Origin of the sequence: Streptomyces sp. NPDC058145 (assembly GCF_042884245.1) — a bacterium.
GTDB lineage: Bacteria > Actinomycetota > Actinomycetes > Streptomycetales > Streptomycetaceae > Streptomyces.
The window spans coordinates 116844-136265 of the sequence record NZ_JBHVUH010000018.1 but is presented as its reverse complement, the minus strand read 5'-3'; the positions used below and the strand labels follow the sequence as shown (position 1 = coordinate 136265).

The following is a 19422-nucleotide window of genomic DNA, read 5'->3' as shown; positions in this document are numbered from 1 at the left end:
CCGCATGCCAGCCGCAGCCCGTACCGGTGACCCCACCAACCACGGCGGTGTGATCGCCACCCCGCCGCCCGGCGCTGCCCTGAAGGTGGCGACCGTGCTGATCGGAGGCCGCCCCGCCGCGGTCGTGGGCAGCGTGCACACCTGCGCCATGCCCCCGCACCTGGCCCTGGGGCCGGGCAACGTGATCATGCCCAACCCGGCCGCTGTCACCGCGGGCATGGTCCTCATCGGCGGGCTGCCGGCCGCACGCGCACGCGACCAGACGTCGTGCGGCGCGCAGATCGTGACCGGCGCCATGAACGTCCTGATCGGGGGCGTGTGATGAGCGAGCGGTTCATCGGACGGGGCTGGGGCTTCCCGCTGCGGGTCGGGCCGACCGGCGGCATCGGCATGGTCGAGCGGGAACAGGAGATCGAGGAGGCGATCCGCCTCGTGCTCGGCACGGCACCCGGCGAACGCCCGATGCGCCCCGAGTTCGGCTGCGGCATCCACGACTACGTCTTCGCCCCCGGCGACGGCGCCACCGCCGGACGTATCGCGCAGCAGGTGCGCGAGGCCCTGGAGCGGTGGGAGCCGCGCATCGCGGTGGACGACGTGGTGGTCGCCTTCGACGCGATCGAGGACGGCACCCTCTACATCGACGTGCACTACACCCTGCGTTCCACCAACGACCGGCGCAACCTGGTCTTTCCCTTCTACACGATCCCCTCCGAGGAGGGGGCCGAGGAATTGGTCGCCGACTGATGGCCCTGCCCTCCCCCAACCTGGACGACCGCCGGTTCCAGCAACTCGTCGACGAGGCGAAGCGGTACGTGCAGCAGCGCGCCCCGGAGTGGACCGACCACAACGTCTCCGACCCGGGCGTCACCCTGATCGAGACGTTCGCCTATCTCGTGGACCAGTTGCTGTACCGGCTGAACCGGGTCCCGGACAAGAACTACACCGCGTTCCTCGACCTGTTGGACATCCGGCTGTTCCCGCCGGCCGCGGCCGGCGCCGAGGTCGACTTCTGGCTGTCGGCGCCGCAGCCCGACACAGTGGTGCTGCCCGCGGGCACCGAGGTAACGACTGTGCGCGGCGAGAGCGACGAACCCGTGGTGTTCGCGACCACGGACGAACTGCGCGTCGTGCCCAGCGAGTTGACGCGTTTGGTGACCGCGCCCCGGACCGGCGAGCAGACCGACCGGACCAGGGAGATCAACGAGGGCAGCGACGTGCCCTGCTTCCAGGCGGCACCGGAGCCGGGCGACGCGCTGCTGTTCGGCCTGCCGACGGCGGTGCCGCGCTGCGTCGTCGCGTTGCACCTGGACAGCCGCGTCGAGGGTGTCGGCGTGGACCCGCGCCAGCCCCCGCTGGTGTGGGAGGCGTGGGACGGCGGCGGCTGGCGGGTGTGCGAGATCGGCGAGGACACCACTGGCGGCCTGAACCGGCCCGGCGAGGTCATCGTCTACGTACCGGCCGGGCACACGGCGTCGGTGATCGGCGGCGCCCGTGCCGGCTGGCTGCGCTGCAGCGTCACCGAGGCGGAGCCGGGCCAGCCGTTCTACTCGGAGTCCCCGACGGTGCGCGAGGCGGCGGTGTTCACCGTGGGGGGCACCATGTCCGTCGAACACGCCGAGACCGTGACCGACGTGCTGCTCGGCACCTCGGAGGGGGTCGCCGGGCAGACGTTCCGGCTCGGCCGCCCGCCGGTCCTCCTCGACGGTGAGCCCCCCGTGGTGGAGGTGTCCTCGGCCGAGGGCTGGCAACGCTGGGAGGTCGTCGAGCACTTCGGCCGCTCCGGGCCCGACGACCGGCACGTCCGCGTGGACGCCACCAACGGCGAGTTCGGCTTCCCGCCGGTGCTGCGCGAGCCCGACGGCACGCTGCGGCAGTGCGGCGCCGTACCGCCCAAGGGCGCCCAGATCCGGGTGGCCCGCTACCGCACCGGTGGCGGCCCGGCGGGCAACGTCGCGCGCGGCGCGATCTCCGTGCTGCTCAGCTCCGTTCCGTACATCGCCCAGGTCACCAACCGGGAGGCGGCGCGCGGCGGCGTCGCCGGCGAGACCCTCGCCAACGCCAAGCTGCGGGCTCCGGACGCCCTGCGGATGCAGGAGCGCGCGGTGACCGCCGAGGACTACGAGGTCATCAGCCGCCAGGCGGCGCCCTCGGTGCGCCGGGTCCGCTGTCTGCCCGCCGCGGAGGGCGGCGCGGGTGCGGTACGGGTCCTGGTGGTGCCGGACGCGGCCGCCGACGAGGGCGACGACCGGCTCCGTTTCGAGCAGCTGATCCCCTCCGACCAGGTGCTCCAGGCGATCACCGCGAGCCTCGACGAGCGACGCCTGATCGGCACCCGCCTCGTCGTCGAGCCGCCGGTCTACCAGGGCGTCACCGTCGTGGCCCGGCTCGCGGCGGCACCGGGCGACACCGACAGAGTGCGCGACGCGGCGCTCGCCGCACTGTTCCGCCACCTCAACCCGCTGCACGGCGGACCGGACGGCACCGGATGGCCGTTCGGGCGGCCGGTGCAGTACGGGGAGGTGTTCGGCGTGCTGCAACGCGCCACCGGCAACGCGCTGATCGAGGAGATCCGGCTTTTCCCCGCCGACCCGATCACCGGGCGGCGCGGCGCTCCGGTGGACCGCATCGACGTGGCCGCGGGCGCGCTGGTCTTCTCCTACCAGCACCAGGTGGTCGTCACGGCCGTCGAGCCGGAGGCGGGGGGATGAGCCGGGCCGCCGTACCCGACCTGCCGAGCCGCCACCCGATCGGCGGGCAACTGCCCGCCCTGTACGCCGACGACGACTTCGCGCAGCGCTTCACCGCCGGCCTCGACACCGTCCTCGCCCCGGTGTTCGCGACCCTCGACAACCTGCCCGCCTACCTCGATCCCCGGGTCACCCCGACGGACTTCCTGGCCTGGCTGGCGTCCTGGGTGGGCGCCGACGACGACCCGCAGTGGCCCGTGGAACTGCGCCGCGAGGCGGTCGTCCGCGCGGTGGAGCTGCACCGGTGGCGCGGCACCAGGCGCGGCCTGGTCGAAGCCCTGCACCTCGCGCTCGGCGTGCACGCCGAGGTGACCGACGACGGCGGCGCGTGGTGGTCGAACACCGCCGGAGCCGACCTGCCGCCCGAGCCTCCCGGCGAGCCCCTGGTCCGGGTGTGGCCGGACCGCGAGGCGCAGGTGGACGTGCACCGCGTCCGCGAGATCGTCCGGGCCACGTGCCCGGTGCACACCGTCTGCCGGGTGGAGGTCCTGCCCGGCCCACCCTCCGACGAAGGGAGGTGACGCCATGCGCGCATGTCCCGCCTGCGGGGCGTCCAACAGCCCCGGGGACGACTTCTGCGGCAACTGCGGCGCGTACCTGGGCTGGTCGGACGATCCGCCGGCCGCGAGCACACCAACGGCCACGTCGCCGGAACCGGAGCGGTCGGAACCGCAACCGAGCACACCCTCGCAGCTCCCGACCGCCCCGGATCCCGCCCCGGCCCCCGCATCACCTACGGCGGACGCGTCCACGTCCGTCACACCTCCCCGCACCTCGTCATTGCGCAGCCGGCTGACCGGCCGGACCCGTAGCGAGGCCAGCGGGCCGAGCGCGGCGCAGCCTCCTGCCTCACATTCCGGCGCCGACGAGGGTCCGGATGCCCGGCCCGGCCAGGACAACACGACGAGCCCTCCGCCCCAGGCCGCACCCGCCGACGCCCGCACCGAGCCCTCCATCCCCGAACACCGCCCGGCGAGCGGCGACGAGAAGACCCCCGGGACCGCCGAGACCCCCCGCACCAACGAAGCCCGAGAAGCTCCCCCCACCACGCCACCCGTGCCGTCGACGCCCGCGCCCACGGCGGCACCCGTGTCCGCCCGCTCAGGAACGGCCGACGGGTCCGCAACCGCCGTACCCCATACGGGAGATGAGCCCGCTCCCGACGTATCCGTTGCACCACCACGACCCCTGCAGGCCCGGGCCGCACCCCCGCACCGCCCCACCGCACCCCCTCCGAGCACCCGGGAAGCGACAGGCCCCCGGCCCCCGGCCGCCCCCGAGGCACCGGCGCCGGAGCCCATCGTGGCGGTACAGCCCGCGAAGCCGCAGGCTCCACGCCCCGTAGTACGGCCCGCAGCGGTGACGGAGGAAGTGGAGGGGAGGCCCTGTCCCTCCTGCGGCACGCCCAACCAGCCGGACCGCCGGTTCTGCCGGCGCTGTGCGGCCCCGCTGAAGCCCACCGCGAAGGCCGACCCGCTGCCGTGGTGGCGGACCGTGTGGCCGTTCCGCCGCCGGGTGCGGGCGAGTTCGGGCCGGGGGGTACGGCTCCTGGTGATCCTCGCCGTGGTGCTGGCTCTGTGCGCGGGCGCCGTCCTGCTGCTGCCGGCCGGACGCGCCCTGTTCGAGGACACCCGGGACAAGCTGTCCGACCCCAAGCCCGTGACCCCGGCACGCACCAGGGCGAGCGCCGAGGTCCCCGGGCACCCGGCGAAGAACACCACGGACGGGCTGGCCAACCGCTACTGGGGCGCCCCCGCGCCGGGCGCCTCGGTGACGTACACCTTCGACAAGCCGTTCCGGATGGTCGACCTGCTCATCACCAACGGCGCATCCAAGGCACCGGAGGAGTACGCCCGCGAGGGACGCGCACTGCAGATCGACCTTGAGGTGACGACGCAGGACGGCGAGCGGTACGACAAGCAGCTGACCCTCAGCGACAAGCCGGGCTCGCAGCCGTTCCCCACCGGAATCAGCGACGTGAAGACGGTACGCCTGGTCCTGCGCTCGGCCACCGGCCTGGCACCGGGCCGCCATCTGGCTCTGGCGGAGGTGGAGTTCTTCCAGCGGTCCTGATCGAGCGAGATCTAGCGATACGGAGGCTTCGGCATGCGCGCGAGGAAAGAAGAGCCCCGGTCCCAGGACGGGACCGCCCCGACCCGGGCACCGGGACCGGCTCACGGCCGTCGCACCGGAGCCAGGCTGCCCGCCGGGCGTCCGGCGCCCGCGGCCGTGGCTGCAGGGCTCGGCGGGCAACCAGGCGGCGGTCCGCATGCTCCGCCGGGGAGGCACGCAGCCGGTGCAGCGCTCCTCGGCGCCCGAGGTGCTGCGCTTTGCCGGAAGTCCGCTCGCCGAGCACGTCCGCGCCGAGATGGAGGCCAGGCTCGGGCGCGGACTTCTCCGACGTACGGCTGCACACCGGCACGGTCGCGCAGCGCTCGGCGGACGAGCTGGGCGCGCGGGCGTACACCTCGGCCAGTGACATCGTCCTGGGCCGGGGGGCGGCGGGGACCGTCACACTCTGGCGCACGAGCTGACGCACGTCATCCAGCAGCACCAGGGGCCGGTATCCGGCACCGACAGCGGCTCCGGGCTGAAGGTCAGCGACCCCGCGGACCGCTTGGAGCAATCGGCGGAGCGCAACGCCCGCAAGGCGCTGGCCGGCCCGGTACCGGAGCACGAGGCCGATCCGGTGCAATCAGGCCACGACCACCGGACGGGCCGGGACACCCCCCACATCCAGCGGCACGCGGTCGTCCACCCCGGCACGGACCGGTACCCCGTCCTGGGAACGCTGGACGAGAACGGCCAACCAGGCGCGGTGGCACAGGACTTCTTCCCCGGACAGGTGGCCCGTCCCAGGCCGGTCACGGACCCCCAATCCGGGCGGACGGAGGAGGCCCACAGCTACGTCGGCGCGGACGGCACCCTCAACGTCGAGTACGAGGGGCAGGTCCCGCTGCGGCTGGCGGCAAAACTCGACCTGGCGGTCGAGAACACCCAGGGCACCCGCCAGGCCAAGACGTGCTTCGCCACCGAGCAGCGCATCAACCAGGCCAACGACCGGCTGCGCGGCATGGGGGGACCAGGGCCGTCTCGACGTTCTCCTGGGCGGTCAGCGTCGGGATGAGGTTGAACGCCTGGAAGATGATGGCGATCTTCTCGGCGCGCACCCGGGTCAGCTTTGCCTCGCTGATCCGCGCGAGGATCCTGGCCGTCCCTCTTGCCAGTCCTTGTCTCTGTGGGCCGCTCAGCGAAAGTCGGCTACCGGGTCTACCCGCAGTGCACCGGGCTTCAGCCCGGTGGTGAAGCGAATCTTTAGCCTGCTCTGACCTCAGCTATGGGCACGGATCCGTACGGGTCACTTCGGCGGGCGTCAGAGCGGCCGGTTCTGCCGCTCGATGTACTGCTTCACGAAGCTGAGTGACGCACCGCCGACCGACCCGGCGAAGTACGAGCCGGACCACAGGCGTTGCGCCCGCCAATAGTGACGGACGAGATCCGGGAAGCGTATCGTGGCCCGCGTGCAGCTTCGGTACAGCTTCCGTGTGCGACACGAGGTCGCACCATTCAAGTGGGGAGCCCGGTCTCAACTGGGCTGTCCCAGACCAGTGTTCTGAGGTCTGGCCCCACGCTCACATGCGTCGCTGGCAACGGCGGGGTGTGAAGCTGAGCGCTCAAGGCCCAAGGGTGCCAAGGCATCTGGCACCACAGGCCGAGGGGCAGTTCGGAAGGGTGAACGAAAGTGAACCCCTGTCAAAGCCTCGTCAAAGTAGCCCGCCCGATGCTGAGCAGGAGCGGCGGTTACGGCCCGGATGCTGGGAGGCATCGAGCGGAGCCAAGGGTTCGGACCCGGGGCTCGTGAACACCGCTGGCCGCGGGGCAATAGGGGGCACCCTCCCCGAACGCATCTTGTTGGTGCGGAACGTGGAAACCCGGTTGAGGTCCAGAGCGATCTGGTAGGCCGACCGCAAGGGAAGCGGAATTCTTCAGCCGGACAGGATGGTCCAAGAAGCGAATGCCGGTCCCCGAAAGGGAAAGGGAAAGCGGGCGAATACGCCTGTATAACCTGCCGGATACGGGGTTGTCCCCGGCCTGAAAGGGAGCAGACGTGGACCAGGTAAGCCTTTGAAGTGAACTGAGAAGAAGCCCGAACCGACGGACAAGTTAGACACCGGGGGGACGGTGGACATGTCTGCTCTGCCACTCATCCCGGCGAACGGACCAGAGGACGCTTCCACGCTGTGGCACCAGATCGACTGGAGCCAGTGCGAGGGAGAGGTACGGCGACTGAGACAGCGGATCTTCAAGGCCGCGCAGGAAGAGGACTGGCCCAAGGCCAGGAATCTTCAGAAGCTCATGCTACGGAGCCACTCCAACACGCTCACCAGCGTGAGACGCGTGACTCAGCTGAGCACTGGCCGCAAGACCGCCGGCGTCGACAGGAAGAAGGCTGTCACGCCCGGGGCCCGATGGAATCTTGCAACAGAGGTCCATCAGGCCGAAAAGCCATGGCGTGCCATGCCGGTTAAGCGGGTGTACATCCCGAAGAGCAATGGGAAACAACGACCACTAGGGATTCCCACCATCCGAGACCGGGCCATGCAGGCTCGCGTCAAGAATGCACTGGAGCCTGAGTGGGAGGCTCGTTTCGAACCCCGGTCGTACGGTTTTCGACCGGGAAGGGGCTGTCACGACGCCATCGAGGCCATTTTCGGGGCAACGGCACGCAAGAACGCCAAACGCCTCTGGGTCCTGGATGCGGATCTATCAGCGGCATTCGATCGCATCGACCACCCACGTCTGATGCACGCGGTCGGGGGATTCCCCGGCCGCAGCCTCATTCGGGCATGGTTGAAAGCCGGTGTGGTCGAACAAGGGCGGTTCACGCCAACCGAAGAGGGAACTCCACAAGGCGGAGTGATCAGTCCGCTGCTGATGAACGTGGCACTCCACGGGATGGAAGAGGCGGCAGGGTGCCGGTACTGGGGAACCGAGGCGAAGTCCTACGAGCCGAAGGCAGCCCCTGGGACACCGATCCTGATCCGGTACGCAGACGATTTTGTGGTCATGTGCCACAGCAAGTCGGCAGCGGAACAGGTCAAGGAGAAATTGTCAGAGTGGCTGGAGCCGAGAGGACTACGGTTCAACGAAGAAAAGACCCGGATCACCCACGTGGAGAACGGGTTTGACTTCCTCGGCTTCAACATCCGTCGCTACGATGGAAAGCTACTTATCAAACCGAGTACCGATGCCGTCAAGAGAATCCGGCGGACCCTGCGCACAGAAGTGAAGGGGCTTTACGGCTCCAACACGGCAGGCGTGTTGAGGGTGCTGACCCCCATCATCCGAGGGTGGTCGGCGTACTACCGGAAGGCGGTCTCCTCGCGAGTATTCGCCAGCCTCGACCACTACTTGTGGAAGTTGCTGTGGGAATGGTCCCGAAGAAGCCACCCGAGGAAGTCGAGAGTCTGGGTTGCCAACAGACACTTCGGCAGGTTCAACGAGTCCAGAAATGACAGATGGGTTTTCGGGGATCGCAATAGTGATGCCTACCTTCCATATTTCAAATGGACGAAAATTGTCCGCCACGTACAAGTGAAGGGTGCGGCGTCTCCTGACGACCCATCCCTGAACGAGTACTGGCAAGGACGCCGCCGGAAGAAGACGCCACCGCCTATGGACAAGGTAAGCCTGTCCCTGGCGTACAAGCAGAAGGGGCTGTGCCCGCTCTGCAATCAGGCGCTTATCGCCGGAGCCGAGTACGAACCGGACAGTCCGCGCGAGTGGATCAACTGGTTCGCGGCGTCGAAGAAGATGCTGAACAAGCATCACTTCGTTTACCGGCGAGAAGGCGGCTCCGACGAGAGAACCAACCTCCGTCTCGTGCACTCCGCATGCCATCGACAGCTACATGCTCAAGACGGCAAGCGGGCCAACTGAAGAAATGCGCTGGCCCATGGGGCGAGCTTGAGCCGTGTGCATTGAAAGGTGCACGCACGGTTCTGAGGGGGCCGGGATGCAGTAATGCATCCCGGCTACCCGACCTGTACCCGAACACCGCTCAGCGCGCGGCGTTAGCGAAGGCGTTCGGGTGTGCACGGGTGGTCTACAACGACGCTCTCAGGGCCCGGGAGACCGCCCGCAGCGAGGGGCTGCCGTTCCCGAAGACCGGGGACCTTTCGAAGCAGCTCATCACCGAGGCGAAGAACACCCCGGAGCGCACCTGGCTCGGCGAGGTGTCGGCGGTCGTCCTCCAGCAGTCCCTGAGGGACCTGGATACGGCGTACCGGAACTTCTTCGACGCCCTGAAGGGCAAGCGCCCGCGCGTAGGCACACCCCGGTACAAGTCCCGCAAGGACACCCGGCAGGCCGTCCGGTTCACCGCGAACGCCCGCTGGTCCATCACCCCCGGGCAGAAGCTGCGCCTGCCGAAGATCGGCGACGTGCGGGTGAGGTGGTCGCGGACGCTGCCCTCGACGCCGTCCACGGTGACGGTGGTCCAGGACTCGGCGGGCCGGTACTTCGCGAGCTTCGTCGTGCAGACCGGCCCGTGCGAGGTGCTGCCAAAGGCGACACCAGAAGTCGGCATCGACTTGGGGCTCGGGCACTTCGCGGTCCTCTCCGACGGCCGGAAGGTCGACAGTCCGCGGTTCCTGCGCCGGGCGGAGAAGCGTTTGAAGAAGGCGCAGCGCGCCCTCTCCCGCAAGGAGAAAGGCAGCAGGAACAGGGACAAGGCCAGGATCCGCGTCGCACGGGCACACGCGCGGGTCGCGGACGCGCGCCGCGAGTTCCACCACCAGCTCTCCATGAAGCTGATCCGCGAGAACCAAGCGGTCGCGGTGGAGGACCTGGCGGTGAAGGGACTCGCGCGCACGCGTCTGGCCAAGTCCGTGCACGACGCCGGATGGTCGGCGTTCGTGGGCATGCTGGAGTACAAGGCGACCCGGTACGGGCGTACCTTCGTGAAGATCGGCCGGTTCGAGCCGACCTCCCAGGTGTGCTCGCGGTGCGGCGTCCAGGACGGCCCCAAGCCCCTACACGTCCGCGTGTGGACGTGCAGGGCATGCGGGGCCGTCCTGGACCGGGACATCAACGCGGCGGTCAACGTCGCCAAGGCGGCCGGACTGGCCGTGTCAGCCCGTGGAGCGCAGGTAAGACGGGGACCCGTCCCCGCACAGCGCGGCGAAGCGGGAACCCGCCCGGAGCCGCACCCGACAACGGTGCGGCAGACGGGAATCGCCCTCCTTTAGGTGGGCGAGGATGTCAAAAGCGGCTCCAGGGCGCCGCCCCCGCCCCGCCGCCCGCCCGCCGCGGTCGTGCCGGCTCCGTACGACGCTCGGAAGCGGACCAACGCCTCGTCGCCGATAGCCGATGGGTGTTCACCGCTGACAGCGTCCGAACGTCACGACGTAGGTGCCGGCGCTGGACGACGAGGCCCCGGCCCGGTCCGCCGAGCCGGGCTGGGCCCACGGGCCCATCTCGCTCAGCGACGGTTTGAGGATGATAGCGCGGTGACCCGGGCTGTTCATCCACCAGTTGACGGCGGCCTGCGGAGTTCCCGATCCACCCCACCCGGTGTAGGTGATCTCACTGAACTCCCACGAGCGTGGGTTGGGACAGTATCCGGCCGCCTGGATGCGGCTCTGCGGTGTCGAGCCTGTTTGGGGGTTGCGGTGCGGGTCCTGGCCCGTTCCCCACCACTTCAGCTGGACGGCCGCGACGGCATGCTGCTGGGCCGCGTTCGTCAGGGCCTGGTTGATGGTCAGGGGAGGCAGCCCGCGCTGTGTGCGCTGCGCGTTGATCAGGCACATCACGGCATTCCTCGCCTCGGTGACCGTCCCGGCGGTCGGGGCCCGATTGGCGGCGGCCTGGTCGCAGGTCACGGCCGCCGCGGGCGAGGCCGTGACGGCAGGGAGGAGCGTGGCCGACAGGGCGGCGACCGCGGCGGTGCTCAGCAGTCTTCCGGTGCGCGATATGTGGCTTCGCACGGGCACTCCACCTCCTGTGAAAACGAAAGGTGTTGTAATCCAGGCTGCCACCGGCCCTGGCCCGTCGCCATCCGAGGCTGCGGGTCGGGCGTGCCGCTCCCGGATGCGCTTGTCCTGCTCCCTGGCTTTGGCCCGCAGCCGCTCTCCCGCAGACGACCGCCGGGCGACGACTCTGCCGCCGGCCGGTCCGCCGACGACCCATTGCGCCTAGGCAGTGAGCCTTTTCCACCCTCACTCTGAGCTGGTCAGATGAAGGGTGAGGACGGCTTGGACGAGGCTGGTGATCCGGGTGGTCGAGCACCGCAACCTGGAGCGACCCCGAACAGGTCACCCGCGCCATAGCCGTGTTCGAGAGGATGCTCCGCGGCCTACCGCAACGAGGTGGAGAGATACCCCGGATCCGGGGAGGAGACGCCCCAGCAGAAGTGGGCGAAAGAGCTCGACAGGATCCGCCGTGACTTCGAGTACGACGGCTACTACATCACCGACAGTCTGCGCATTCGCAAGGCCGGAGAGCGCCGGCCTGACCATGAGGCCTGAACGGCGCAGGGAAAACCGATCTTCTGCTGCGGATCGACGACCGTAACGTCCTCGTCGGCGAGGTAAAATCTGGAAGGGTGCCTCGAAGTCTCACGAGGCCATTGGCCAGCTGTTCGGCTACCTGACCCGCTACGACCGCTTCGTGGTGCTTCCGCTGTTTATTTATGCGGCTCGACGGAAGCCGATCGTGAAGAAGGCCGTTCAGTTGCTGGCCAACCACCCGCGCTGCGTCTCCGCAGCTGTTCCCGATACCGACGGCCGCCAGTACAGCTTCGTGCTGAGGTCCCCCTCGTCGACGCCGTGGGATGTGGAGGTGGCCCTGACTCCCTTCGTGATCAGCTAGGCGGTGCCACTGGGGAACCGAGTAGTGGCACGTCCCACGCGGAGCGAACAACGAGCCGCCAGCCGGCGAGTCGGAGTGGACCGCGCCGCGGCCGAACCGGGCCGACGAACCAGCCTGAGCAGCCCGACCAGCTCCACCTTTTCGGCCTGACGTCGGCCTTCGAGACCTGGTTGTGGTCTTGAAGGCCGACGTCGTCGTGTGGGGTGCGAGTGGATGTCGTTTCGGCCCACGGGCCCGGGGAAGTCCCGGCGGAGACGGTGCCGGTGGCGCGGCAGCGCTCCCGAGGGGAAGCCTGGCACTCCGGCTGCTGGGCGAGTTGGGCCGCTGTTCCGCGACGAGGAGTTCACGCATCCCTTCCCCGCGCGCGGTCGGCCTGCCTGGTCGCCTGCCGGGCCGGCGCTGGTGCTGGTGCCGCAGTTCGTGGAGGGGCTGACCGATTCGGTGACCGGCGCGGTGCCGCGGTGAACTGCTGAGATCCCCGGCCGTGGTCCGGTCCACCCCCGTCCGGCAGACCCGGCCCGATCTCTTGCACCATTTCCCGATGTTCGATGGGTGTTCGATGGGCATGTGTTCTAACCTCCTGACGATCCGTAATGGGGCGATGACCGCGTTGGCGAGGCGGTCGGCTGTGGCGTGCGCGAAGCCCGGCCGACTGGCCTTTGCCCGCGTTGCAGAGGTGCTGTGCGTCATCCGAGCAGTCAGCGCGCCATGAGAACGGCCTTGATGTGAAGGCGACACCTGCCCATGAGCGAGCACGGAAACAACCCCAGCGGAGCGATGAGGCGAAGAACCGTCCTGCGTGGTGGTGGCGGCCTGCTCGCCACGGCTGCGGCGGGCCTGCTCCCGGGGTGCTCCGTGTCCGGCGACGACTCGGGAGTCAGGACCCCGAAGAAGGGCGGCGTCCTGCGCGTCGGCTGTACCGGCGGCAGCGCAAAGGACACCCTCGACCCTCACAATCCCGTCATCTGGCCCGACCACGCACGGGCGGTGAACCTGTTCGAGCGGCTGTTTGTCCATGACGAGAGATACCGCGTCAAGCCCCTGCTCGCGGACTCGATGGAGCCGTCCAAGGACGGCAGGGCCTGGACGCTGAGGCTCCGTTCCGGGGTGGAGTTCCACAACGGCAAGACCCTGGACGCCGACGACGTCATCGCCTCCCTGCGCAGGATCGCGAACCCCAAGGCGCCCGCCGCCGGGGCCAGCAGCCTCGCCGTGGTCGACGTCGCGGACCTCAAGCGGATCGACTCCCTGACCGTGCGGATCCCGCTGAAGACTCCGTACGCCCTGCTGGAGGACCTGCTCGCGCAGACTGTCATGGCTGTCGTCCCAGCGGACTTCGACCTCAGGAAACCCATCGGCACCGGCCCGTTCGTCTACAAGTCCTTCACCCCCGGGGACGAGAGCGTCTTCACCAGGTTCGACAACTACTGGCGTCGCCCGGCCCATGTCGACCAACTGCACATCATCGACTTCCCCGACGACACGGCCAGGGTCAACGCGCTGCTCAGCCGGGAGATCGACGCCATGGACAACCTGCCGCTCGAGCAGATGGAGCTGGTCGAGGCCCAGGGCTGCAAGGTCCTGATCTCGGAGCCCGGGGCCTGGACCCCGCTGACCATGCGCCTGGATACCGGCCCCTTCGACGACGAGCGGGTCCGCCAGGCGATGCGGCTGATCGTCGACCGGCCGCAGATGGTCCGCCAGGTGCTCAGAGGACAGGGACGCATCGGCAACGACATCTACGCACCCTTCGATCCGGCGTACAACCACGATCTGCCGCAGCGCGTCCAGGACCTCGACAAGGCCAGATTCCTGTTGAAAGCCGCCGGGCACGAGGGGCTCAACGTGGAGCTGGTCACCTCCAACGGCATCGGCATCGGCGCGGTCGAGACCGCGCAGCTCTTCGCCCAGCAGGCCAGGGGCGCCGGGGTGACGGTGCGGGTCCGCAAGACCGACTCCGCGACCTTCTACGGCGACAAGTACCTGAGCTGGCCGTTCGCCATGGACTACTGGTTCACGCGGAACTACCTGGCGCAGGTGGAACAGGGATCGATCAAGGGCGCCCCTTACAACGAAACGCACTGGAGGGACCCGGAGTTCGTCTCCCTCGTCAACCAGGCCCGCGGCCAGTTCGACGAGGGCAAGCGCGACGAACTGCTCAAGGCGGCCCAGAAGATTGAGTACGAGCGCGGCGGCTACATCGTCTGGGGCTTCAAGAACCAGGTCGACGCGTACGCGGCCGGGGTCGGCGGACTGGTCCCGACCCCCAGCCACCCCTTGTCCGACTACCGGTTCCGCGACTTCTCCGTCGACGGCTGAGGGCCGAAGCGGTGCACGGGCGCCGCCCGGCAGGGCAATGACCGCCGCCCGAGCGCAGGGCTCCTCGAAGGCCCGGCCCCGGACCGGCCGGTACGCCCATCGTCACCGTTCTCTCTGCACGACGCTTGAACCCCACGGGCAAAAAGGCTGTAGTCTCCGCCCGTTCGGACAAGCGATACAGATCAGCACGGCAACTCACCCAGGCAACAGAGCAGCTTGCCCGTACGACATCGTTCCGGAGGCTTGGTGTCCCCGCACAAGGTGGAAGCAGCGGAACAGGCACGTCGGGGAGCGCGGGTTCGGCGAAGGGCCGACGTGTTCCTCGACCGCTGGCCGTTCCAGCGCAAGCTCAATGTGCTGGTGATCATCCCCGCCGCGGTGGTCGCCGCCATCCTCGCCTACGTCATCGCGGGCCAGGTCGCACAGGCGCAGTCAGCGGCGCGCACCGCAGCCCTCGTCCGCAGCAGCGAGCAGGTCGCCTCCCTCGTCGACGACCTGCAGAGGGAGCATCAGCAGGCGATTCTGCTCTCGGTGCGCTACCAGGCCGCGGAGCCCGGTGGGCCCGCGCCGTCGCCGCGGGACTACCGCCGGGCCCAGTGGGCCGTCGACCGCCAGGTCGCCGAGGTCCGCTCCGCGTTCGGATCCCGCCTTCCCGCGGCGGAGACCAGGGCGTTGCGGGGCGTCGCCGGGCTGACCGGGCTGCGCAAGACGGTCGAAGGCGCCTACCTCCCGGCCGACAGCATCGACCCGGCCTATGGCTCCATGGTGTCCAACCTCATCGACGGGCTCGGCCTCGGCGGATCCGCGGGCGGTGCGGTGTCGTCGCCCGAGAACGTCCTGGACACCCTGCTGCGCGCGGACGCCGCGCATGCCGCGTTCGAGACCGGTGTCTTCTCCGCCCAGACCGGCGACTCCAGCGCGCTCACGGAATTCACCGGCGCGGTGGGCAGCCTCCAGCTCTACAACCACCACGCCCAGCGTTTCAGCCGGATCGCCTCGATGGCCCAGAGCGGCCGGCTGGCCCGGATCGAGCGCAACGCGCACCAGAACGCCATCCGGTCCGAGTTCGCGTCCCTCCAGTTCGATCCCTCCTCCCTGGAGGCCAGGGACCTCGACGAGGTGCGGGCGGCCGTCGACAAGGCCATCGCGGCGTATCCGACGTACGAGAAGCAGGCGTCCACCCGGCTGGAGATCACCCGGTCACTGATCCACCAGATCGCGGACGACGGCGACCGGGCCTCTTCCGAGGCCTGGTGGCGAGTGGGGTGGCTGCTGACCGCGGTGGTGCTGATCTTCGCCTTCTGGCTGCTGCTCTCCCTCCTGGTCCGGCGCTCCGTCGTGCGGCCCGTGCGGATGCTGACCGCGGCGGCCCAGCAGGTGGCCAGGGCGACCGGGCAGGAGCTCGCGCGGGTGGCGGACGACGAGGCCGAGGACGACGGCCGGCTCAGGCTGAACGCAGTCCCGGTGCGGGCACGCGACGAGATCGGCACGCTGGCGGAGGCGTTCAACGAGGTACAGGAGGCGGCCGCCGCCCTGCTGCAGCGCCAGGTGCTCAGCCGGCGCAATGTGGCGGAGATGTTCGGGAACGTCGGGCGGCGCGTCGGCAACCTGACCGCGCGCCAGCTGGCGCTGATCGATGCGGTCGAGCGTGAGGAGACGGACCCCGCGCTGCTCGACCAGCTCTACCACATCGACCACTTGGCGGTGCGCCTGCAGCGCAATGCCGACAGTCTGATGCTGCTCGCCGGGCTGGCGGAGACCGCTCTCGAGGCCCGGCCGACGGCGCTGACCAACGTCGTACGGGGCGCGCTCGCCCAGATCGAGGAGTACCAGCGGATCCACCTGCGTGTGCTGGACGAGGTCACCGTCGCGCCCGACATCGTCGGCGATCTGACCCTGATGCTCGCCGAGCTGATGGAGAACGCGGTGGCGTTCTCCCCTGCCGAGAGCCCCGTCGAGGTGCGGGTGCGCTCCCAGGGCGAGGCGGCGGTGGTCGAGGTCGTCGACCACGGGCTCGGCATGAGCGCCGAGCGTCTGAAAGAGGAGAACGAGCGGCTGGTGCGCCGCGAGCGGCTCGACCTTGTCCCCACCAAGGTCCTCGGGCTCTTCGTGGTCGGCCGGATCGCCCGGCGCTGGGGCATCAGGGTCACGTTGACCGCGACGATGGGCGGTGGGGTCACCAGCAGGGTCTTCATCCCCTCGAAGCTGCTCATGCCGTTGAGCCACGTGCCCACGGTGTTCGCGGGCGAGGACTTTTCCTCGTCGGTCCTCCCCACCCGGAGTCGGCCCGTGGGGCCCGCCAAGCCCCCAGCGCTCACCGGGCCTGCCGTCACATCCGCCGTTCCCCAGCAGCATCCCCAGCCCTCGCGGCGAACCCCCGCGGATGGCGCACCGCGGGACAGCACCGGGAAGGAGCCCGCACCGTTGCCGCGACGTGTCCCGCGGACCGCGCACACGGCCGGTCCGCCCCCCGAAACCCGGTCCGCGAACACCGCCGAAAGGGCCGCAGCGCAGGCGCAGGAACACCCGGATGGCGAGGCACTCACCCCGGCACCGGCCGCGCCGCCGCTACGGCGCCGCGTGCGCGGCGCCACGCTCGAGAACGCCGCGGCGGCACGCCGGCCGACGCCGACGTCGCGCCGGCCGCTCGACGCGGAGGCGGTCCGCTCCTCGATCGAAGAGTTCGAGGAGGCGGTGGCCCGGGCCGAGCGCGAGAGCGCGCAGCCGGGACAACAGCCGACTCGGATGCCGGCATCACCAGAATCCCCAAAGGGACCGGAAGGAGTGGGGCAGTGACCACGTCGACAGGTGGAACTCAATCCAACCCAGTGGAGCCCGTTGACCTGCGTGCCGCCGCAGAGGACTTCACCTGGCTGCTCAACCGATTCGCGACGGAGACCGCGGGCGTGGTGGATGCCATCGCCGTCTCCTCCGACGGTCTGCTGATAGCGGTCTCGCGGCTGTGCGACCACGCGGACTCCGAGCGCCTCGCGGCGATCGTCTCGGGAATCACCAGCCTGGCCGCCGGCGCTTCGGGCAACTACGGCCTCGGCGCCCTCAACAAGGTGATCATTGATCTGGAAGGAGGCCATCTCCTCGTCTCCGCGATCGGCAGCGGATCCGTGCTCGGCGTCGTCACCTCGAACGAGGCGAAGCTGGGGAACGTCGCCTACGAGATGACCCTGTTCGCCAACCGGGTGGGCGCGGCCCTCAGCCCCGAGCTGGTCCTCGAGCTCAAGAACAGCGTCGGTTCCCCGGCCACCGGGTGAACCGTCCGCCACCACATGCAGCAGGAAGGAAAGACCCAGAATGGCGTCCGAGGGTGGTCAGCACCACCCGGGCTCCGGCGGTTCGGGATCCGCCGGCCGCCCTTCGGCGATCCGGCCGTTCCTGCTGACCGCGGGAAGGGTTGCGGGCAGCGACGCGGTAGCGCCGCTCCCCATCGAGACCCAGGTCGTGACCACCTCGTTGGGCTTGGCCACCCTCGAAACCCTGGCCTTCGAACACCGCGACATCGTCGCCGTATGCCGGCGGCCGCAGTCGCTGGCCGAGGTCGCCGCGAAGCTGCACCTGCATCTGAACGTCGTCCGTGTGCTCGCGGCCGACCTGCGCGCCCATGCGCTCCTAGCCGTATACGTGCCCAGTGCCGATGCCTCCCGCGACGTCTCCGTTCTGCAAAGGGTGATCGATGGTCTCCGTGGCGTCGCCGAATCCGAAGGGATACACCGTGACAGCCAACGGGATTGACGCACCGTGCGTCCCACACGAGACCGAACGGCCGCCCCTTCCCGTGAAGATGGTGATCGCGGGCGGGTTCGGCGTCGGCAAGACCACGACGGTGGCGTCAGTCTCGGAGATCGAACCGCTCACCACCGAGGCGTCGATCACCGAGGTCGCGGCGGGCGTGGACGATCTCAGCCACACCCCTCACAAGACCACCACCACGGTCGCCATGGACTTCGGCTGCATCACCCTCGATCCCACCCTGAAGCTGTACCTGTTCGGGACGCCCGGCCAGGAGCGTTTCAGCTTCATGTGGGACTACCTGGTGGAGGGCGCCCTGGGCGGATTGGTGATCGTCGACACCCGCCGCCTCGACGACTGCTTCGCCGCGGTCGACTACTTCGAGCACCGGGACATCCCGTTCGCGGTGGCCGTCAACGCCTTTGACGGCGAGGTCGCGCACGAGCTTGACGAGGTGCGCTGGGCGCTGGACGTCAGCGACCACGTCCCGCTGTTCGTCTTCGACGCCCGAGAACGGGGCTCGGTGCTCGACGCACTGCTGGTGGTACTCGACCATGCGCTGAAGCGGGCGGAGGCGTAGGCTACACGCCCGTCCGCAGGTGGTCGGCGGCGGCGACGGTGACGGCCGTCTCCACCGCGGCACGTGCTGGCCTGCCCGCTGCGCCCGCCGCACCCAGCGGCGACCGCGTCGTACGGCGCCGTAGCCGCCGTACGGAGACCACCACGACCACCATCAGCAGCAGGGCGGGCGCCGATTCGGTGCGGGCGCGCTCATCGGCGCCGGTGCGGCGGGCCTGGTCGGCGGCGCGCTGCTGAACGAGGACTGTGGCGGGGAACGTCGGTGGCGTCCGGGACCCGTCTGCGGAGGTACTGGCCGAGGCGGCCGCCGCGCGAATCGGCTGGCCACCAAGCACAAGCTGACGTACGTCGTCTACCGCAATGGGGCGCGGGTTCCGGTGCGCGCGTGGGCCGAGGCCGCCACGCTCGCGAAGTCGGCCGTCGGCTACAACGCAGGCACTCTCAACCGAACCCGCCAGGCCGGAGTGACCACGGTGGAGGTCTTCGACGGAGCGGACTGCGGCTGGACCACCCACCAAGACCCCGACAAGGCCAACCGCACGGTGCGTACTGTCGATGACGCGGCGGATTGGCCGATCTCCCACCCCCGTTGCCGTCGTGCCTTCGGGCCGCGCCCGGATCTCACCGGATCGACGAGCGCGGCTTCCGGGATGACGTGATCGCAACCGTTACGACTCGGCCCAGTACTCGCTGAGCATCTCGCCGGGCCAGGCCGGTTCGTGGATCTCGTCTTGAGGCCCCATCTCCTGGAAGTAGGGGCCGAGATCGTAGATGGGAGTCCCGTCGACCGCGTCCAAATCGGTGACATGGAGGTCCAGGCCGTCGACCTTGAGCAACCTGGGGAAGCTGGTGGCGAGTTGGTTCGGGCGTCGGTGGTTGCGATGCGCGAACGTGCCGGATGGTTCCCAGCGAGGGTTGTTCCGGGGGCTGCGTGCGTGCAAAGCAACGTCAGTCGGGGACGCCTGGCTGAAGTGCCAGGTGACGATCAGGTGGGAGAATTTGTCCAGTCCCTTCACGACTTCGAGGGGGAACTTCGGGTCAAGGCGGATGATGCACTCGACGCCGCCCCAGTTGTCGTCAGAGACTTCCGTTCGGCCACCGACAACGGTGCCGATGGGCTCGATCTGCAGAGTCATAGTGCCCTCCTCATCCCTCTGCCGAA

At 69.5% G+C, this 19422-nt stretch carries 21 protein-coding genes and 3 pseudogenes; 19 read left to right on the top strand and 5 right to left on the bottom strand.

Annotation, left to right across the window (positions count from 1 at the left end):
* Positions 1-4 precede the first annotated feature (4 nt).
* The 8 genes and pseudogenes from ACFVVO_RS33465 (at position 5) to ACFVVO_RS33430 (ending at position 5874) form a co-directional block, all read left to right on the top strand.
* Complete coding sequence (locus tag ACFVVO_RS33465; RefSeq protein ID WP_333774650.1) at positions 5-322, top strand: PAAR domain-containing protein; 318 nt, start codon at positions 5-7, stop codon at positions 320-322.
* Positions 322-744 carry a GPW/gp25 family protein gene (locus ACFVVO_RS33460; RefSeq protein ID WP_020938511.1) on the top strand — a complete coding sequence of 141 codons (423 nt, stop codon included), beginning with the start codon at positions 322-324 and terminating at the stop codon, positions 742-744. Before ACFVVO_RS33465 ends, ACFVVO_RS33460 begins: the two co-directional genes overlap by 1 nt.
* Positions 744-2708 carry a putative baseplate assembly protein gene (locus ACFVVO_RS33455; RefSeq protein ID WP_390060028.1) on the top strand — a complete coding sequence of 655 codons (1965 nt, stop codon included), beginning with the start codon at positions 744-746 and terminating at the stop codon, positions 2706-2708. The genes ACFVVO_RS33460 and ACFVVO_RS33455 overlap by 1 nt, the downstream gene beginning before the upstream one ends.
* A complete protein-coding gene (locus ACFVVO_RS33450) occupies positions 2705-3268 on the top strand; it encodes a phage tail protein (RefSeq protein WP_390060027.1) in 564 nt (187 codons plus the stop codon). Before ACFVVO_RS33455 ends, ACFVVO_RS33450 begins: the two co-directional genes overlap by 4 nt.
* A 4-nt stretch (positions 3269-3272) precedes the next feature.
* Positions 3273-3335 (top strand): annotated as a pseudogene (locus ACFVVO_RS33445) (zinc ribbon domain-containing protein); the annotation flags it as partial.
* Positions 3336-4106: 771 nt separating this feature from the next.
* A complete protein-coding gene (locus ACFVVO_RS33440) occupies positions 4107-4820 on the top strand; it encodes a zinc ribbon domain-containing protein (RefSeq protein WP_359555959.1) in 714 nt (237 codons plus the stop codon).
* A 257-nt stretch (positions 4821-5077) separates the two neighbouring features.
* A complete protein-coding gene (locus tag ACFVVO_RS33435; protein WP_390060025.1) occupies positions 5078-5281 on the top strand; it encodes a DUF4157 domain-containing protein in 204 nt (67 codons plus the stop codon).
* An 83-nt stretch (positions 5282-5364) separates the two neighbouring features.
* A complete protein-coding gene (locus ACFVVO_RS33430; RefSeq protein ID WP_390060023.1) occupies positions 5365-5874 on the top strand; it encodes a hypothetical protein in 510 nt (169 codons plus the stop codon).
* Here ACFVVO_RS33430 and ACFVVO_RS33425 read toward each other — a convergent pair.
* Positions 5825-5950: pseudogene (locus ACFVVO_RS33425) on the bottom strand (ABC transporter ATP-binding protein); the annotation flags it as partial. The gene ACFVVO_RS33430 and the pseudogene ACFVVO_RS33425 sit on opposite strands and share 50 nt — an antisense overlap.
* Before the next feature lie 170 nt (positions 5951-6120).
* Positions 6121-6318 (bottom strand): transposase, encoded by a 198-nt coding sequence (locus ACFVVO_RS33420; protein WP_390060022.1) that lies wholly within the window; start codon positions 6316-6318, stop codon positions 6121-6123.
* Between the two features lie 617 nt (positions 6319-6935).
* Between ACFVVO_RS33420 and ltrA the strand changes: the two genes are divergently transcribed.
* Complete coding sequence (ltrA, locus tag ACFVVO_RS33415; RefSeq protein WP_390060021.1) at positions 6936-8687, top strand: group II intron reverse transcriptase/maturase; 1752 nt, start codon at positions 6936-6938, stop codon at positions 8685-8687.
* A 104-nt stretch (positions 8688-8791) separates the two neighbouring features.
* Entirely contained in the window at positions 8792-9997 is a 1206-nt protein-coding gene (locus tag ACFVVO_RS33410; protein WP_390060077.1) for an RNA-guided endonuclease InsQ/TnpB family protein, read from the top strand.
* Between the two features lie 129 nt (positions 9998-10126).
* Here ACFVVO_RS33410 and ACFVVO_RS33405 read toward each other — a convergent pair whose 3' ends face one another.
* Positions 10127-10735: a CAP domain-containing protein gene (locus ACFVVO_RS33405; protein WP_390060020.1), complete on the bottom strand. Its 609-nt coding sequence runs from the start codon at positions 10733-10735 to the stop codon at positions 10127-10129.
* A gap of 381 nt (positions 10736-11116) precedes the next feature.
* On the opposite strand from ACFVVO_RS33405, the gene ACFVVO_RS33400 reads away from it, so the two are divergent.
* The 8 genes and pseudogenes from ACFVVO_RS33400 (at position 11117) to ACFVVO_RS33365 (ending at position 18261) form a co-directional block, all read left to right on the top strand.
* Positions 11117-11275: a hypothetical protein gene (locus ACFVVO_RS33400; protein ID WP_390060018.1), complete on the top strand. Its 159-nt coding sequence runs from the start codon at positions 11117-11119 to the stop codon at positions 11273-11275.
* Positions 11276-11417: 142 nt separating this feature from the next.
* Complete coding sequence (locus ACFVVO_RS33395; RefSeq protein WP_390060017.1) at positions 11418-11618, top strand: hypothetical protein; 201 nt, start codon at positions 11418-11420, stop codon at positions 11616-11618.
* 209 nt (positions 11619-11827) lie between these two features.
* Positions 11828-12056 (top strand): annotated as a pseudogene (locus ACFVVO_RS33390) (IS5/IS1182 family transposase); the annotation flags it as partial.
* Between the two features lie 306 nt (positions 12057-12362).
* Positions 12363-13937 (top strand): ABC transporter substrate-binding protein, encoded by a 1575-nt coding sequence (locus ACFVVO_RS33385; RefSeq protein WP_390060016.1) that lies wholly within the window; start codon positions 12363-12365, stop codon positions 13935-13937.
* Positions 13938-14252: 315 nt separating this feature from the next.
* Positions 14253-16733, top strand: a complete 2481-nt coding sequence (locus ACFVVO_RS33380; protein ID WP_390060015.1) for an ATP-binding protein — start codon at positions 14253-14255, stop codon at positions 16731-16733.
* Positions 16730-17206, top strand: a complete 477-nt coding sequence (locus ACFVVO_RS33375; RefSeq protein ID WP_366912250.1) for a roadblock/LC7 domain-containing protein — start codon at positions 16730-16732, stop codon at positions 17204-17206. Before ACFVVO_RS33380 ends, ACFVVO_RS33375 begins: the two co-directional genes overlap by 4 nt.
* 40 nt (positions 17207-17246) lie before the next feature.
* The gene (locus ACFVVO_RS33370; protein WP_366912249.1) at positions 17247-17684 is read left to right on the top strand and encodes a DUF742 domain-containing protein; all 438 of its coding nucleotides are present in this window, start codon (positions 17247-17249) and stop codon (positions 17682-17684) included.
* A 49-nt stretch (positions 17685-17733) separates the two neighbouring features.
* Positions 17734-18261: an ATP/GTP-binding protein gene (locus ACFVVO_RS33365; protein WP_390060076.1), complete on the top strand. Its 528-nt coding sequence runs from the start codon at positions 17734-17736 to the stop codon at positions 18259-18261.
* Position 18262: 1 nt separating this feature from the next.
* Here ACFVVO_RS33365 and ACFVVO_RS33360 read toward each other — a convergent pair whose 3' ends face one another.
* Positions 18263-18595, bottom strand: coding sequence for a hypothetical protein (locus ACFVVO_RS33360; RefSeq protein WP_390060012.1), 333 nt, complete (start codon positions 18593-18595; stop codon positions 18263-18265).
* A 42-nt stretch (positions 18596-18637) separates the two neighbouring features.
* Between ACFVVO_RS33360 and ACFVVO_RS33355 the strand changes: the two genes are divergently transcribed.
* Positions 18638-18919 (top strand): hypothetical protein, encoded by a 282-nt coding sequence (locus ACFVVO_RS33355; protein ID WP_390060011.1) that lies wholly within the window; start codon positions 18638-18640, stop codon positions 18917-18919.
* Between the two features lie 9 nt (positions 18920-18928).
* Here the strand turns inward: ACFVVO_RS33355 and ACFVVO_RS33350 are convergent, their stop codons facing one another.
* Positions 18929-19396 (bottom strand): SAM-dependent methyltransferase, encoded by a 468-nt coding sequence (locus tag ACFVVO_RS33350; protein WP_390060009.1) that lies wholly within the window; start codon positions 19394-19396, stop codon positions 18929-18931.
* Positions 19397-19422: the final 26 nt, after the last annotated feature.

What these genes read in the sequence shown, in the direction of transcription:
- ACFVVO_RS33465 (WP_333774650.1), top strand. Translation starts at nt 5, where the DNA reads ATGCCAGCCGCAGCCCGTACCGGTGACCCCACCAACCACGGCGGTGTG.
- ACFVVO_RS33385 (WP_390060016.1), top strand. Translation starts at nt 12,363, where the DNA reads ATGAGCGAGCACGGAAACAACCCCAGCGGAGCGATGAGGCGAAGAACC.
- ACFVVO_RS33365 (WP_390060076.1), top strand. Translation starts at nt 17,734, where the DNA reads ATGGTGATCGCGGGCGGGTTCGGCGTCGGCAAGACCACGACGGTGGCG.
- ltrA (WP_390060021.1), top strand. Translation starts at nt 6,936, where the DNA reads ATGTCTGCTCTGCCACTCATCCCGGCGAACGGACCAGAGGACGCTTCC.
- ACFVVO_RS33370 (WP_366912249.1), top strand. Translation starts at nt 17,247, where the DNA reads ATGGCGTCCGAGGGTGGTCAGCACCACCCGGGCTCCGGCGGTTCGGGA.
- ACFVVO_RS33460 (WP_020938511.1), top strand. Translation starts at nt 322, where the DNA reads ATGAGCGAGCGGTTCATCGGACGGGGCTGGGGCTTCCCGCTGCGGGTC.
- ACFVVO_RS33350 (WP_390060009.1), bottom strand. Translation starts at nt 19,396, where the DNA reads ATGACTCTGCAGATCGAGCCCATCGGCACCGTTGTCGGTGGCCGAACG.
- ACFVVO_RS33455 (WP_390060028.1), top strand. Translation starts at nt 744, where the DNA reads ATGGCCCTGCCCTCCCCCAACCTGGACGACCGCCGGTTCCAGCAACTC.
- ACFVVO_RS33450 (WP_390060027.1), top strand. Translation starts at nt 2,705, where the DNA reads ATGAGCCGGGCCGCCGTACCCGACCTGCCGAGCCGCCACCCGATCGGC.